Origin of the sequence: Nocardioides ungokensis (genome assembly GCF_013466985.1) — a bacterium.
GTDB lineage: Bacteria > Actinomycetota > Actinomycetes > Propionibacteriales > Nocardioidaceae > Nocardioides > Nocardioides ungokensis.
In genome coordinates this window covers 112,165-126,113 of sequence record NZ_CP059164.1, presented here as the reverse complement: position 1 = coordinate 126,113, position 13,949 = coordinate 112,165, and the positions used below count along the sequence as shown (strand labels likewise).

At 72.7% G+C, this 13,949-nt stretch carries 15 protein-coding genes and 3 pseudogenes; 11 read left to right on the top strand and 7 right to left on the bottom strand.

What is annotated here, in order from left to right; translation table 11 throughout:
- Nucleotides 1–34 precede the first annotated feature (34 nt).
- Nucleotides 35–433 carry a DUF4446 family protein gene (locus H0S67_RS00605; protein ID WP_246355006.1) on the bottom strand — a complete coding sequence of 133 codons (399 nt, stop codon included), beginning with the start codon at nt 431–433 and terminating at the stop codon, nt 35–37.
- Nucleotides 434–516: 83 nt separating this feature from the next.
- Here H0S67_RS00605 and H0S67_RS00600 point away from each other — a divergent pair.
- Nucleotides 517–1,257 (top strand): annotated as a pseudogene (locus H0S67_RS00600) (prephenate dehydratase); the annotation flags it as partial.
- Nucleotides 1,258–1,430: 173 nt separating this feature from the next.
- On the opposite strand, the gene H0S67_RS00595 reads toward H0S67_RS00600, so the two are convergent.
- Nucleotides 1,431–2,168 carry a VOC family protein gene (locus H0S67_RS00595; protein WP_219635413.1) on the bottom strand — a complete coding sequence of 246 codons (738 nt, stop codon included), beginning with the start codon at nt 2,166–2,168 and terminating at the stop codon, nt 1,431–1,433.
- A gap of 300 nt (nt 2,169–2,468) precedes the next feature.
- On the opposite strand from H0S67_RS00595, the gene larB reads away from it, so the two are divergent.
- The 7 genes and pseudogenes from larB to H0S67_RS00560 all read left to right on the top strand — a co-directional run.
- The gene (larB, locus tag H0S67_RS00590) at nt 2,469–3,080 is read left to right on the top strand and encodes a nickel pincer cofactor biosynthesis protein LarB (RefSeq protein ID WP_343050261.1); all 612 of its coding nucleotides are present in this window, start codon (nt 2,469–2,471) and stop codon (nt 3,078–3,080) included.
- Nucleotides 3,077–4,279: a nickel pincer cofactor biosynthesis protein LarC gene (larC, locus tag H0S67_RS00585; RefSeq protein ID WP_180935020.1), complete on the top strand. Its 1,203-nt coding sequence runs from the start codon at nt 3,077–3,079 to the stop codon at nt 4,277–4,279. Before larB ends, larC begins: the two co-directional genes overlap by 4 nt.
- A 7-nt stretch (nt 4,280–4,286) precedes the next feature.
- A complete protein-coding gene (locus tag H0S67_RS00580; protein WP_180935019.1) occupies nt 4,287–4,886 on the top strand; it encodes a TMEM165/GDT1 family protein in 600 nt (199 codons plus the stop codon).
- A gap of 49 nt (nt 4,887–4,935) precedes the next feature.
- The gene (locus tag H0S67_RS00575; RefSeq protein ID WP_180935018.1) at nt 4,936–6,156 is read left to right on the top strand and encodes an arginine deiminase; all 1,221 of its coding nucleotides are present in this window, start codon (nt 4,936–4,938) and stop codon (nt 6,154–6,156) included.
- A gap of 103 nt (nt 6,157–6,259) precedes the next feature.
- Nucleotides 6,260–6,637, top strand: coding sequence for a cyclic nucleotide-binding domain-containing protein (locus tag H0S67_RS00570; protein WP_180935017.1), 378 nt, complete (start codon nt 6,260–6,262; stop codon nt 6,635–6,637).
- Nucleotides 6,634–7,692: an adenylate/guanylate cyclase domain-containing protein gene (locus H0S67_RS00565; RefSeq protein WP_246355005.1), complete on the top strand. Its 1,059-nt coding sequence runs from the start codon at nt 6,634–6,636 to the stop codon at nt 7,690–7,692. Before H0S67_RS00570 ends, H0S67_RS00565 begins: the two co-directional genes overlap by 4 nt.
- Nucleotides 7,693–7,901: 209 nt before the next feature.
- A pseudogene (locus H0S67_RS00560) lies at nt 7,902–8,375 on the top strand (MOSC domain-containing protein); the annotation flags it as partial.
- A gap of 197 nt (nt 8,376–8,572) precedes the next feature.
- On the opposite strand, the gene H0S67_RS00555 reads toward H0S67_RS00560, so the two are convergent.
- Nucleotides 8,573–9,514, bottom strand: coding sequence for a DUF5926 family protein (locus tag H0S67_RS00555; protein WP_180935015.1), 942 nt, complete (start codon nt 9,512–9,514; stop codon nt 8,573–8,575).
- Between the two features lie 44 nt (nt 9,515–9,558).
- Nucleotides 9,559–10,341: a glycerophosphodiester phosphodiesterase gene (locus tag H0S67_RS00550; RefSeq protein WP_180935014.1), complete on the bottom strand. Its 783-nt coding sequence runs from the start codon at nt 10,339–10,341 to the stop codon at nt 9,559–9,561.
- A gap of 126 nt (nt 10,342–10,467) precedes the next feature.
- Between H0S67_RS00550 and H0S67_RS00545 the strand changes: the two genes are divergently transcribed.
- Nucleotides 10,468–10,956, top strand: coding sequence for a GNAT family N-acetyltransferase (locus H0S67_RS00545; RefSeq protein WP_180935013.1), 489 nt, complete (start codon nt 10,468–10,470; stop codon nt 10,954–10,956).
- Nucleotides 10,957–10,975: 19 nt separating this feature from the next.
- Here H0S67_RS00545 and H0S67_RS27685 read toward each other — a convergent pair whose 3' ends face one another.
- From H0S67_RS27685 to H0S67_RS00535, 3 genes and pseudogenes are all read right to left on the bottom strand, one after another.
- Complete coding sequence (locus tag H0S67_RS27685) at nt 10,976–11,656, bottom strand: hypothetical protein (protein ID WP_246355004.1); 681 nt, start codon at nt 11,654–11,656, stop codon at nt 10,976–10,978.
- Between the two features lie 247 nt (nt 11,657–11,903).
- Nucleotides 11,904–12,341 (bottom strand): annotated as a pseudogene (locus H0S67_RS27680) (ATP-binding protein); the annotation flags it as partial.
- Between the two features lie 18 nt (nt 12,342–12,359).
- Nucleotides 12,360–12,632, bottom strand: a complete 273-nt coding sequence (locus H0S67_RS00535; RefSeq protein ID WP_180935012.1) for a hypothetical protein — start codon at nt 12,630–12,632, stop codon at nt 12,360–12,362.
- An 84-nt stretch (nt 12,633–12,716) separates the two neighbouring features.
- Here H0S67_RS00535 and H0S67_RS00530 point away from each other — a divergent pair, with 84 nt between their 5' ends.
- Together H0S67_RS00530 and H0S67_RS00525 are read left to right on the top strand one after the other, a co-directional pair.
- Nucleotides 12,717–13,583 carry an Fpg/Nei family DNA glycosylase gene (locus tag H0S67_RS00530; RefSeq protein ID WP_180935011.1) on the top strand — a complete coding sequence of 289 codons (867 nt, stop codon included), beginning with the start codon at nt 12,717–12,719 and terminating at the stop codon, nt 13,581–13,583.
- Nucleotides 13,584–13,606: 23 nt separating this feature from the next.
- The gene (locus H0S67_RS00525; RefSeq protein ID WP_180935010.1) at nt 13,607–13,942 is read left to right on the top strand and encodes a rhodanese-like domain-containing protein; all 336 of its coding nucleotides are present in this window, start codon (nt 13,607–13,609) and stop codon (nt 13,940–13,942) included.
- Nucleotides 13,943–13,949: the final 7 nt, after the last annotated feature.

The following is a 13,949-nucleotide window of genomic DNA, read 5'->3' as shown; positions in this document are numbered from 1 at the left end:
ACCGGCCAGCCGGGGAGTCCTGCAAGCGGCGACCTCACGGACGCGCGTGCTCGATCGCCTCCTGCTCCTCCGGCGACAGCTGCTGCTCGCAGGACCAGGCGGAGATGCTCTTGGCGTAGGTCCGCGAGTCGCTGCGGCCGTGGATCGACGTGAGCACGACGCCGTGGCCGCTGTCGTCGAGCAGCGCCACCGACCAGGACAGGTGGCCGCCCATGTCGCCGAACGCGTCGTAGCGCACCACCGCGAGGTGGCGCAGGGCGTCGCGGGCCTCGGCCCGCAGCGCGGCCACCTCCTGCCGCAGCCCGTAGACGTCCTGGGGCAGCGCCTCGGCGCTCGAGGCGCGACGGGTGAGGCTGAGCCGGCGCAGCGCGAGCACCGCGAACACCAGCGCGGCAAGGGCGATCAGGAGGGCAGCCGAGGCGAGGATCCACACGGGTCGAAGCCTAGGGAGCGGCGCCTCCCAACCTGCGGTGCCCCGCCCGAGAGTCCACAGGAGAGTCGCCGACCGGTCAACGGGTGGTCACTGCCCGGGGCAGCGCGCGCAGGCGTGGGACCATCGGGCGCGTGACCGACGGACCTGCCACGCAGCGGATCGCCTACCAGGGCGAGCCCGGCGCCAACTCACACCTGGTGTGCAAGGAGCACTACCCCGAGTGGGAGGCACTGGCCTGCGCGTCGTTCGAGGACGTCTTCGCCGCCGTGGAGTCCGGCGAGGCCGACCTGGCGATGATCCCGATCGACAACTCGATCGCGGGCCGGGTCGCGGACATCCACCACTTCCTGCCCGCCTCGCACCTGCACATCATCGCCGAGCACTTCCTGCGGATCCGGTTCAGCCTGATGGGGATCCCGGGCTCCTCGCTCGACCAGGTCCGCACGGTGCACAGCCACGTGCACGCCCTGGGCCAGTGCCGCAAGATCATCCGCGAGCACGGCCTCCGGCCGGTCATCGCGGGTGACACCGCCGGGGCGGCCCGCGAGGTCGCCGAGTTCGGGGACCCCACCCAGGCCGCGATCTCCCCGCCGCTGGCCGCGGAGATCTACGGGCTGCAGGTCCTGGCTGACGACGTGGAGGACGAGGAGCACAACACCACCCGCTTCGTCGTGCTCTCCCGCGAGCTCGTCGAGGCGCCGGCGGGCAACGGCCCGGTCGTGACCAGCTTCATCTTCAACGTGCGCAACCTCCCGGCGGCGCTCTACAAGGCGCTCGGCGGCTTCGCGACCAACGGGGTCAACATGACCAAGCTGGAGAGCTACATGGTCGGCGGTCAGTTCACGGCCACCCAGTTCCTCGCCGAGGTCGACGGACACCCGACGACCTGCCGGTCAGGCGCGCGCTGGAGGAGCTCGCGTTCTTCACCACCGACGTCAAGATCCTCGGCGTCTACCCCGCGGACCCGTTCCGGACCGAGTGAGCAACCGCTGGGCCCTCAGCTCGGTGGCACCGGCTGGATGAGGTTGAACATCGCGCCCTGGGGGTCGGCGAGCACCGCCAAGCGCCCGACACCCGGCACGTCGAAGGCCGGTGCGACGACGTCGGCGCCGAGCTCGACCGCCCGGGCCACGCCGGCATCGGTGTCGTCGGTGCCGAAGTAGACGTTCCAGTGCGGGGGGATGCCCTCCATCGGGGGGACCATCGCACCACCCACCTGCCGGCCACCCGAGACCAGGCAGAGGTAGTCCCCGCCCTCCATGGACATCGACTCCCACTCGACGCCGAGGACGTCGGTGTAGAACTTCGTCGCGGTGGGCAGGTCCGGGCTCACCAGCTCGTTCCACTGCGGGGTCCCCGGCTCGTTGGCGCGGGTGGTGCCGATCGTCTGCCCTGCCTGCCACAGGTTGACTCGGGCGCCCGTGGGGTCCTGGATGGAGGCCATCCGGCCGAGCTCCATCACGTCGAAGGGGCCGGCCTCGACGTTGCCGCCGGCCCCGGCGACCTTCGCCGCCGTGGCGTCCACGTCGTCGACCGCGAGGTAGACGCCCCAGAACGCCGGGTGGCCGGCCAGCTCGGGCATCTGCCCGGCGATGCCGGCGACGGAGTCACCCTCCTTCTCCGCCGCGAGGTAGACGTTGCCCTGGTCGTCGAGCGGCACCTCCTCGATCTCCCAGCCGAACAGCGACCCGTAGAAGGCCTTTGCGGCCTGCTGGTCCGGCGTCGTCAGCTCCACGTAGCTGGGGTGCCCTGGGTGTAGGCCTCGATCTTCGGCATGGGTGGTGCCTCTTTTCCTGATCGTCTGGTGGGTGACTTGCCCGTGCTCCCAGCCAACACCCGGCCACCGACAGTCGCAACGCACTGGTCGTGGACGCGGCCCGACGGACGGGTAGGTTCCTCCCGTGGACAAGCCCGACCACCCAGCCAGCTCGCGGCCCGACCCTGTGCCCGACTCTGGGCCCGACCCGCGCGTCGCCGACCTCGGCTTCGCGCGCCTCGACGTCGACCGCGCGGCGCGCACCGGGACCCGGAGGTCGTGTACGGCGCGGGCAAGACGCCCGAGCAGCTGGTCACCATCCTGCGCACGCTGCACGAGCGGCACCCCGACCGTGCGGTGCTCGCGACCCGGCTGTCGGAGGAGGCGCTCGCGACCGTCCCCGAAGCACTCCCGGAAGCGGTCGTCGACCGGGTCGCCCGGGCGGTCACCCTCGGCCCGCTGCCCGCGGCCCGCGGCACCGTGGCGATCCTGAGCGCCGGCACCTCCGACGCCCCGGTGGCCGCCGAGGCGGCCCTCACGATCCGGGTGCACGGCGCCGGCGTCGACCGGATCGACGACGTGGGCGTCGCCGGCCTGCACCGCCTCCTGGGCGTCCGGGACCGGCTGGCCTCGGCCGACTGCCTCGTCGTCGTGGCCGGGATGGAGGGTGCCCTGCCCTCGGTCGTCGGCGGGCTGAGCGGCGTCCCCCTCGTGGCGGTCCCCACCAGCGTCGGGTACGGCGCCTCCTTCGGCGGCGTGGCCGCCCTCCTCGGCATGCTCAACTCCTGCGCCCCCGGCGTGACCGTGGTCAACATCGACAACGGCTACGGCGCCGGCGTCTTCGCCGCGCGGGTGGCCCGCAACGCCGCTCCGCGGCCGGACGCCTCGTGACCATCTGGGTCGACGCCTCCTCCGGCGCCAGCGGCGACATGCTGCTCGGCGCGCTGGCGGGTGCCGGGGTGCCCGTCGAGGTCCTCCAGGCCGCCGTCGACGCGATCGCGCCGGAGCCGGTGGGGCTGCGCGTCGAACAGGTCACCCGCAACGGCTTCGCCGCCACCCGCTGCCACGTCGAGGTCGCCGACTCGGTCGACCACCGCACCTGGCGCGACGTCCGCGCGCTGCTGGCAGACGCCGACCTCGACACCGACGTGCGCGAGCTGGCGCTGCGCACCTTCGAGCGCCTCGCCGGCGCCGAGGGCGCGGTCCACGGCCACGACCCGGACGAGGTGCACTTCCACGAGGTCGGTGCCCTGGACGCGATCGCCGACGTGGTCGGAGTCTGCGCGGGCTTCGTGCACCTGGGGTCGGCCGAGGTCGTCGTCTCACCGGTCGCCGTCGGCTCCGGCTCGGTCCGCGGCGCGCACGGCACGCTGCCCGTGCCCCCGCCCGCGGTCGCCGAGCTGCTGCGCGGAGTCCCGTCGTACGCCGGACCCAGCGGCGCCCCTGCCATGGAGCTGTGCACCCCCACCGGCGCCGCCCTCCTGACCACGCTGGCGACCGGGTGGGGACCGCAGCCCGCGATGACGACCGACGTGATCGGCGTCGGGGCCGGCGGGCGGGACCCCGAGGGTCACGCGAACGTGCTGCGGCTGCTCGTCTCGACAGGCGCGACCACCGACGCCGCTCCGATCGGCGCAGGGGCGCCCCCGCTGCTGGTGGAGACCAACGTCGACGACCTCGACCCGCGGGTCTGGCCGGCGGTGATCGCGGCACTGCTCGAGGCGGGCGCCTCGGACGCCTGGCTGACGCCGATCCTGATGAAGAAGGGCCGCCCGGCACACACGCTGAGCGTCCTGGTCGCCGCCGACCGCGCCGCCGCGGTCCGGGCCGAGATCTTCCGGCAGACCTCCACGATCGGGCTGCGCGAGCAGCCGCTGGGCAAGCACGCGCTGGAGCGTGAGATGGTCGCTGTCGAGATCGACGGCCAGCCGGTCGCGGTCAAGCTGGCCCGCCACGACGGCGTGCTGGTCAACGCCCAGCCCGAGTACGACGACGTGGCGCGCGCTGCCGCCGCGCTCGGCCGGCCCGTGCTCGACGTCCTCAACGACGCCGTGGCCGCGAGCCGGACCTTCCTTCGACAGGAGCCCTGACACCCGCATGGACCTCGTGGTCATCGCCCTCACCTTCGCCGCGATCTTCGTCGTCGAGCTGCCGGACAAGACCTTCGTCGCGACCCTCGTGCTGGCCACGAAGTACCGGCCGCTGCTGGTCTGGATCGGTGTCGGCCTCGCGTTCACGGTGCAGACGATCGTGGCGGTGCTGCTCGGCCACGCCGTGACCTACCTGCCGGAGGAGATCGTGCGCGCCGTCGCCGCCGTGATCTTCCTGGCCGGGGCGGTGCTGCTCTTCCGCGAGGGCCGCAGCCACCACCAGGCCAGCGAGGACGAGGAGGAGTTCGCCGCCAAGGCGACCGCCGCGACCGGCTGGAGGGCCGTGCTCACGTGCTTCCTCATCCTCTTCGCGGCCGAGTGGGGCGACCTCTCGCAGCTGCTGACGATCTCGCTGGTCGCCAAGTACGACGCGCCCGCGAGCGTCTTCGTGGGTGCCCTCGGCGCGCTGCTCGTGGTCAGCGGGCTGGCCGCGATCGCCGGCCGGACCCTGCTGAAGTTCATCTCGCTGCACGCGCTGCACTACCTCGGCGCGGCCGTGTGCCTGCTGCTCGCGGTGCTCACGACGTACGAGCTCGTCGCCGCCTGAGGAGTGCTCGACGCGAGGCTCCGACCGTCGCGCCACTAGAGTGCTCGGCATGACCCAGCACGGTGCCGACAGCGAGGTCGGCAGGCTCCAGACCGTCATGCTCCACCGCCCCGGACCGGAGCTGAAGCGACTGACGCCGCGCAACAACGACAAGCTGCTCTTCGACGGCATCCCGTGGGTGGCGCGCGCCCAGGAGGAGCACGACGCCTTCGCCGCGGCGCTGCGCGAGCGCGACGTGGAGGTGCTCTACCTCACCGATCTGCTCACCGAGACGCTCGAGAGCGAGGTGGCCCGCAACCACGCGATCACCACCGCTCTCTCCGGGCTGCACCTCGGCGACACCATGCGCACCTACCTCGCACACGCGCTGCGCGACGCCTCGCCCGAGGAGCTCACCGGCTACCTCACCGCCGGGATCCGCAACGACGAGGTCCGCGGCGGCTTCGGGCTGGTCACCTCGCTCTTCGCCAGCGACGACTTCCTCATCGACCCGCTGCCCAACCTGCTGTTCACCCGCGACTCCAGCGTGTGGGTCCGCGACCGGGTCGCGGTCACCTCGCTGGCGATGCCGGCGCGCGCCCGGGAGACCCAGCTGACCGAGCTGATCTACACCGAGCACCCGCGCTTCCGCGGCACCCGCAAGATCCACGGCTGGCACCACGAGCACGTGGAAGGTGGCGACGTGCTGCTGCTCGCCCCCGGCGTCATCGCCGTCGGCGTCGGCGAGCGGACCACCCCCGCCGGCGTGGAGCGCCTGGCCCGCCAGGTCTTCCACGCGAACCTTGCGCACACGGTGCTCGCGGTCCCGATCGCCCAGGAGCGGGCGACCATGCACCTCGACACCGTCTGCACCATGGTCGACGTCGACAAGATCGTGATGTACCCCAACGTCGCCGACTCCCTCCAGGCGTACGCCGTCACCACCGCCGACGGGTCCCCCGCCGAGGGCGACCTGGTCCTCCACGTCGCCGAGGCCGAGCCCTTCCTGGTGGCGGCAGCCAAGGCGATGGAGATCGACACCCTCCACCAGATCGACACCGGCCTCGACCCGGTCACCGCCGAGCGCGAGCAGTGGGACGACGGCAACAACACCCTGGCCCTGGCCCCGCGGGTGGCGGTCGCCTACGAGCGCAACGACGAGACCAACGACCGGCTCGAGGAGGCCGGCATCGAGGTGGTCCGGATCGCCGGGTCCGAGCTCGGGTCCGGCCGCGGCGGGCCGCGCTGCATGAGCTGTCCGATCTCCCGGGAGCCGCTGCCGGTGCCCTGAGGGCGGGCCGAAGGTGACGAAGGGAACTGGGACCAGCGCTGGACACTCCCCTCCCGATCGCGGAAGGATCCCGACCGGGAGGACCGACCCGAAAGGCACGTCCATGGCTGTCTCGTTCTTCGAATCGTTCACGCCCCAGGAAGTGGCCCGCATCAGCGCCGCCGGCACCGCCGTCAAGGTGCCGCAGGGCTGGTCACCGATCTGGGAGAAGACCCCGGCCGACAAGGCCTACATCCTGCTCGACGGCACCGTGTCGGTGCGCCGTCACGGCGAGGAGATCGCCCAGCTCGGCGCCGGCGAGATCATCGGCGAGGCCGCGATCGTCAACCACTCGCTGCGCACCGCCTCGATCGTCGCGCTGACTCCGCTCGAGCTGATCCACTTCACCGACGAGTCGGTGCGCCGGCTCTGCGAGGAGATCCCGGCCTTCGCCACGGCCCTGCGCACCGCCGCCGACGAGCGCATCAGCCGGGCTGAGTGAGCGCAGCCGACGACCCGGCCACCGCGACGGAGGACGACTCCTCCGCCCGGGTGGAGCTGCCTGACCTGAGCAACGCCCTGGAGGTCGTCGAGCGCTTCCTGCTCGGCGCCGAGCCGGGGCTGACCCGCGGACAGGTGGCGGAGCAGGCGGGCGTACCGCTCGAGATCGCCGAGCAGCTGTGGCGGCTGCTCGGCTTCCCGAACCAGACCGACGACGCCCTCGCCTTCACCGAGGCCGACGTGGAGGCGCTGCGGCTGACCCACGACCTGGTGGAGCTGGGGATCCTCGGCGCCGACTCCCAGGCCGCCCTGGTGCGCACCTGGGGCCGCAGCTACGCCCGCCTCGCGGAGTGGCAGACCAGCCTCCTCACCGAGGTCGCCATCGAGGGCCCCGACCCGGAGAAGCGGCTCACCGAGCTCGCCGCGTCGGTGCTCCCCCGGGTGGAGAAGCTCCAGAGCTACATCTGGCGCCGCCACCTGGCCAGCGCCACCAACCGGCTGCTGGCGGTCGACTCGACCGGCTCCGCGGTCAGCCAGGCGGTCTGCTTCCTCGACATCGTGGGCTACACCTCCCACAGCAAGACCCTCGCCGAGAGCGAGCTCGTCGACTGGCTCGAGCACTTCGAGGACGAGGCCGCCGGCCTGGTCGTCGACCACGGCGGACGGATCATCAAGACCATCGGCGACGAGGTGCTCTTCGTCGCCGACGACGCCTCGGCTGCCGCGGAGATCGCGCTGCGGCTGGTCGAGCGGGGAGCCGATCCCGAGGACCGGTTCCCGCAGGTGCGCGGGGGACTCGCCTACGGCGACGTGGTCAGCCGCCTCGGGGACGTCTACGGACCGGTCGTCAACATCGCCGCCCGGCTCACCTCGGTGGCCCGCCCCGGCACGGTGCTCGTCGACCGGGGCGCCTACGAGGCGCTCTCGGGGAGGTCGCCGGACGAGGAGGAGGCCACCGACGAGACCGGCGACGCGGCCTACGGCTTCCGCCGGCTGCGGCGCACCCCGGTCAAGGGCTACGCCAAGCTGCAGCCGTGGGTGCTCCGGCGGCGCTGAGCCCCGAGAGTCGAGCAAACCCGGTCAACCCGGTCCCGCTGCCGCGACGCATCCTTGATCCATGACGGCAGAGGTCACAGCGGTCTGCGTGGTCCACCGGGTCAAGCCCGGCCACTACCACGAGACCGCGATCGACAAGCGCCCCCGCACGGCTCGCGTGCGGGTCGACGAGGCGGGCCTGGCCGGCGACGCAGCGGGACCGGCACCACGGCGGACCCGACGCAGCGGTCTACGTGTACGCCGACGAGGAGGCGGCGCTCTTCGCAGAGCTGCTGGGCGACGCTCCGCGTCCGGGACTCTTCGGCGAGAACCTCCGCACGTCGGGCCTGGACGTCAGCGGGGCGCGGATCGGCGAGCGGTGGTTGGTCGGCGAGGTCCTGCTGGAGGTGCGGGCCCCGCGCACACCGTGCCCGAACCTCTCGCTGCACGTCGGCGTGCCCGGCTTCCACCGTGAGCTCCACCGGTCCGGGCGGGTCGGGGCGATGTGCCGGGTGCTGGAACCCGGCGAGGTCGAACCCGGCCTGCCGGTGCTGGTCGACCATGTCCCCGACCACGAAGTGACGGTGGCGGACGTCAGCGCCGGTCTGTCGCCCTCGGCGGCTCGTGGGCTCCGGGACTCGGGTGTGGATCTCGCGCCCCGGGTGCGGAGGCTGGTCCTGCGCCGGTCCCGCGAGAGTGGCTGACGACGCAGCGGCGGGCGGGCCCGGAGGAACGGCCAGCGGGAGAAATTGAAAAGCCCGGCCGTTGTCGACGGGGGACACAACAACGACCGGGCAGTTGAAAATCTACGGGACTGAGGTTGGTCACACAATGCCTGGCCCGAGATTTTCGAGGTGATCCACGACAAAGTCGCCGTTCACCTCGTCGATCACGCCCTCGGTCAGCGAATGGTGACCTGACGGTTGGCCAGACCCGACCGTGCGGACCGCTGCTCGGCGGTCAGGGGCGACTCGTCCGCCAGGGCCTCGGCGAGGTCCGCGGCGAACCGCTCGGCCGGCTCCTCCAGCGGCTCCGGACCGGTGCCGACCGGGAGGTCCCAGACCGGCGCGAGCAGGCCGTGGGCGCGGAACATGCCGACGAAGCGCGACCCGGGGGCGATGTCGTCCTTGCCGGCCGCGTGGAGGCGGGCGAGGGCGTCGAGGAGCCGGTCCTCGGGCTCGGGCATCACCCAGCGCAGGTGCTCCTTCGAGCCCACGTTGGTCCAGTACGCCGCCTCGACCGACGTCAGGCGGGCCGTCGGCAGGGCCGCCGCGTTGGCCTGCTCGAGGGCGGCCGCCATGCCCGACTGGTCCTCGACGTCGGCGATCCAGTACTCGAACCCGTCGTGCACCGTGATGTCGAGCGCGTCACCGGTGACGAGGTCCTGCAGGCGGGGGCCCTCACCGGGCGGGTCGGTGAGGCCGACGATCCCGGGCTCGTCGGTGGCGAGCGCCTTGAGCAGCACCGCGCCGAGGTCGCGGGCCGGGTCGCCGAAGTTGTGCTGCACCTGCAGGCCCAGCCAGACCTGGCCGCTCTCGCGCACCATCGCCGGGGCCGCCATCGGCAGCAGCGAGCAGAGCTGCACGCTGCGCCCCTGGGCGTCCGCCTCCTTCAGGGTCAGCGGGGCGGTCGCCGCGGGCACCAGCTCGCGCAGCGCCACCACGTCGCACTCGGAGGGCATGCCCTCGAACGGGCGGTTCACGAAGACGGCGGGCGCGCCACCGGCGGCGCCGTGGCAGGCCTTGTAGCGCTTGCCGGAGCCGCAGGGGCAGGGCTGGCGGGGGCCGACCTCGCCCTGGGCGGGCTGGGAGTCACGGGCTTTGGTGCGGGAGCGCTTGGCCATGGGCGCGAACCTATACGGCGATCGCGTCCGTGCGACAACCAGGCTCAGCGACCGTCCAGGAGGTCGAGGATGTACGCCGGGCGGTCGCTGATGACCGCGGTGACCCCCAGGTCCATGCACAGCTGGAGCTCCGCGCGCGTGTTGACGGTCCACACGTGCATCTCGTGGCCGCTGCGCGCGATCCGGCGGCCCAGCTTCGGGTGGTCCTGGAGCTCCTTGATGCCCGGGCCCACGATCCAGCTTTCGCCGATCACCCCGCGCAGCATCGGCCAGTACTGCGCCCGCTCGAGCAGCTGGACCAGCTGGACCCCCGGCGCGAGCCGCTCGATCCGCTGGAGTGCGGTCCACGAGAAGCTCATCACCCGGACCGGTGAGCCCGGGGCGTCCCAGCCGAAGTCGCGCAGCAGGTCCACGACCCGGCGCTCGACGAGGCCGGCGTACCGCGTGGGGTGCTTGGTCTCGATCGCCACCTCCACCGGCCGGTGGTAGTCGGCGGCGGTCTCGAGCAGCTTGCGCAGCGTGAGCACCCGGTCGAGGGCCTCGTCCCGCTCGGGGGCCTCGTCGTCCATCTCGGACCACGGGTTCTTCCACGAGGCGAAGTCGAGCTCGTCGAGGTCCTTGAGCTCCATGGTGGAGACGATGCCGCGGGTGCTCGCCGTACGCCGCAGGTCGCGGTCGTGGACGCACACGAGGTGCCCGTCGGCGGTGAGCCGGACGTCGCACTCGAGCGCCTCCGCGCCGTCGTCGAGCGCCGCGAGGTAGGCCCCCAGGGTGTGCTCGGCCTTCTCGTGGCTGGCACCCCGGTGGGCGACGACCTGCGGCCTCATGGCGGCCATTGTCGCTGGTGCCCGCACCTCTGCGACGGCGACTCCCTCGGGAGCGTGGCGCGGGAGTTCGTCGACGTACCCCCGGAACGTGATGTGTCGGGGCGCCCGGCGCCGTACCTTCCCCCTGTGAGCCTCGAACCGGTGACCCCCATGCCGTCCGTGCACGTGCGCACCGCGACCGAGCACGACATCGTCTTCCTCACCGACGTGGTGATCGTGGCGACCAGCGCCCAGAACCGGCTGCCGGCCGACTTCGACGAGCACGCGTGGCGGGCGAGGTTCACCGCGTCGACAGCGGCGCAGGTCGCGGCACCGGGGCTCGAGCACGGCACGACGTACGTCATCGAGATCCAGGGCGAGCGGGCCGGCCGCCTGCGGGTCGTGCGCACCCCCGAGTTCGTCGAGGTGGCCGGCATCCAGCTGCTGCCCGCGCACCAGGGGCACGGGATCGGCACGCACCTGATCGAGCAGCTCGTCGTCGAGGCGCACCACGCCGGCCTGCCCGCCCGGGCCACCGTGCAGCACGACAACCCCCGTGCCCGCGCCCTCTACGAGCGCCTCGGCTTCGTGGCGATCGGGGATGAGGGCGGGGAGACGCTGCTCGAGGCGCGCTGACCGCGCAGGACCAGCCGGGTCAGGCGTGCTGGAGCAGGTAGCGGCCGAAGTGCGGGACCGTGAAGGCGATCCGCCCGCGCTCACCGGAGTAGATCAGCCCCTTCTTCAGCAGGGCGTCCCTCGCCGGCGAGAGCGACTGCGGCTTCTTGCCCAGTGCGGTGGCGACCTCGGCGGTCGGCACGCTCTGGATGTCGTCGAGCTGCTCCTCGCCCCGCTGTGAGATCGCGACGGCGGCGTCGGCCATGGCGCGCAGGTACTCCCGCTCCCCCGGCGTCGCCCGCTCGTAGCGGCTGCCGAAGAACCCGACCGCCAGCTCCCGCTCGGCCTCCGGCGCGGCGACCGCGACGTCCTCGGCGGTGATCGGCGAGCGCGGCGCGAGGTCCCACACGACCTTGCCGTAGGCCTGGATGAAGTAGGGGTAGCCGCCGGTCGCGGCGTACATCGCGGCCAGCGCGTCCTCGGCGTACGCTGCGTCCTCGTCCTCGGCGGGCGTGCTCAGCGCGCGGTCGGCGGCGTCGCGGGCGAGCCGGTCGATGCGCTGGTAGCGGAACAGCCGCTCCGAGTAGGACTTGCTCGCCGACAGCACGGCCGGCAGGTGCGGCAGGCCCGCGCCCACGACGATCACCGGCGACCCCGACTGGCTGATCTCGTGGCAGGCCGCGCACAGTGCGGAGACGTCGTCGGGGCCGAGGTCCTGCATCTCGTCGATGAAGACGCCATCCCCTTGCCCACGTCACTGGCCAGCCCGCCGATCTCGGTGAGCAGCTCGACGAGGTCGATCTCGATGTCGCCGGAGTCGGCGCGGCCCTTGACGGCCGGGACGTCGATCCCGGGGCTCCACTGGTCGCGCAGCTTCGCGTTGGCGCCGGCCTCGCGCTGGGCGAAGGACTGATCACGCCGAGGACGTGGTCGACGTCGTCCTCCTGCGGGTGGCCGAGCTCGCGCACCGCCTGGTGCAGCGCGCTGGACAGCGGTCGGCGCAGGCTCTGGTCCGGCCGCGCCTCGAGCTTGCCGGTCCCCCACCGGCGGCGTACCGCCGAGGAGCGCAGGGCGTTGAGGAGCACGGTCTTGCCGACCCCGCGCAGGCCGGTGAGGACCAGGCTGCGCTCCGGGCGCCCCTTGGCCACCCGCTCCAGCACGATGTCGAAGGCCTGGAGCTGCTCGTCGCGGCCGGCCAGCTCGGGGGGTCGCTGCCCGGCGCCGGGCGCGTAGGGGTTCCGGATCGGGTCCACGCCTAGGACGGTATCGGCGTGTCTAGCGACAACCGTAGATTTGCCTCGCGTGGCGTAGAAGTGGCGTGCTACCGGGTAGTCCCCGCCGTTCGGCACGTGGCATACCGATTCCCGACGTGCCGAACGGCGGGGACTACCCGAAGAGACCGGCATGAAGACCGGCGCGGGCAGTCAGGCGCCGTGCGCCACCGGCGGGGTACGCCGCCGCAGCGGCTGGGTCACTGAGGCGTCGTACGCCCGGTCGAGGCCGTCGCGGAGCATGTCGATCAGCTCCGGCACCTCGTCGACCGCCAGCCGGAAGGACCCCGAGCAGACGTTGTCGCGCCACAGCGAGAGCACGACGAGGCCGGCCTCGTGGTGCCAGGAGACCCGGAGCGCGCGGTCACCGCCGCGGGCGTCGAGGTAGATCGACCCCGCCTCCGGCAGGGGACGCGCGGTGGCCATGGGCCCATCATGCTGCGCCGACGGCGGCCGCACCAGAGATTCGGCCAACTCCCGCTGTCACCGGAGCGACCTACACTGTCCCGCGTGCCCGAGCTGCCCGAGGTGGAAGCGCTGGCCCTGGACCTGAGGGGCCGGCTGCGGGACCGCGCGATCGTGAAGGTGCACGTCGCCGCGTTCAGCGCGCTGAAGACCTTCGACCCGCCGCTCTCCGCCCTCGAGGGCACCCTGGTGGAGGACGTCACCCGGCACGGGAAGTACCTCGACATCCAGGCCTCCGGGCTGCACCTCGTGCTCCACCTGGCGCGCGCCGGCTGGATCCGGTGGCGCGACGAGGTCCCGACGGTCCCGCCCAAGCCGAGCAACAAGTCCCCGCTCGCGGTGCGCATCGTCCTCGACGACGGCGCCGGGCTCGACGTCACCGAGGCCGGCACCCGCAAGAGCCTGGCGATGTACATCGTCCGCGAGCCCGGCGACGTGCCGGGCCTGGCCAGCCTCGGCCCCGACCCGCTCGCCGACGAGTTCACCATCGACGTGCTCCGCGGGATCCTCGAGCGCGAGGGGCGCAAGCAGATCAAGGGCGTGCTGCGCCACCAGGGCACCATCGCCGGCATCGGCAACGCCTACTCCGACGAGCTGCTGCACGCCGCACGGATGTCGCCGTTCAAGCCGGCGAACAGCCTCGACGACGAGGAGCTGCAGACCCTGTACGACGCGATCCGCACCGTCCTCGGCGACGCGGTGCAGCGCTCCGCCGGCCTCGCGGCCAGCGAGCTGAAGGGCGAGAAGAAGTCCCACCTCGCGGTCCACGGCCGCACCGGCCTGCCGTGCCCGGTCTGCGGCGACACCGTGCGCGAGGTGTCCTTCGCCGACTCGAGCCTGCAGTACTGCCCGACCTGCCAGACCGGCGGCAAGCCCCTCGCGGACCGCCGGATGTCCCGACTCCTGAAGTGATGCTCACCGACCCTGGAGAGACCATGCGCCAGATCCCGACCGTGACCGTCGCCGGCGTGCCCGACCCGATCCCGGACGGGCTGGTCGTCCTCGACGTGCGCGAGCCCGTGGAGTGGCAGCACGGCCACATCGAGGGGGCGCTCCACATCCCGCTCATGCAGCTCCCCCACCGCCTCGACGAGGTTCCCGACGGGCAGGCGCTGGTCGTGTGCAAGATCGGCGGCCGGTCGGCCCAGGCGGTCGGCTACCTCGTCCAGCAGGGCATCGACGCGGTCAACCTCGACGGCGGGATGATCGAGTGGGCCGGCGCCGGTCGCCCGATGGTCACCGAGACCGACGGGCCCCCGCGGGTGGTCTGACCCGGCC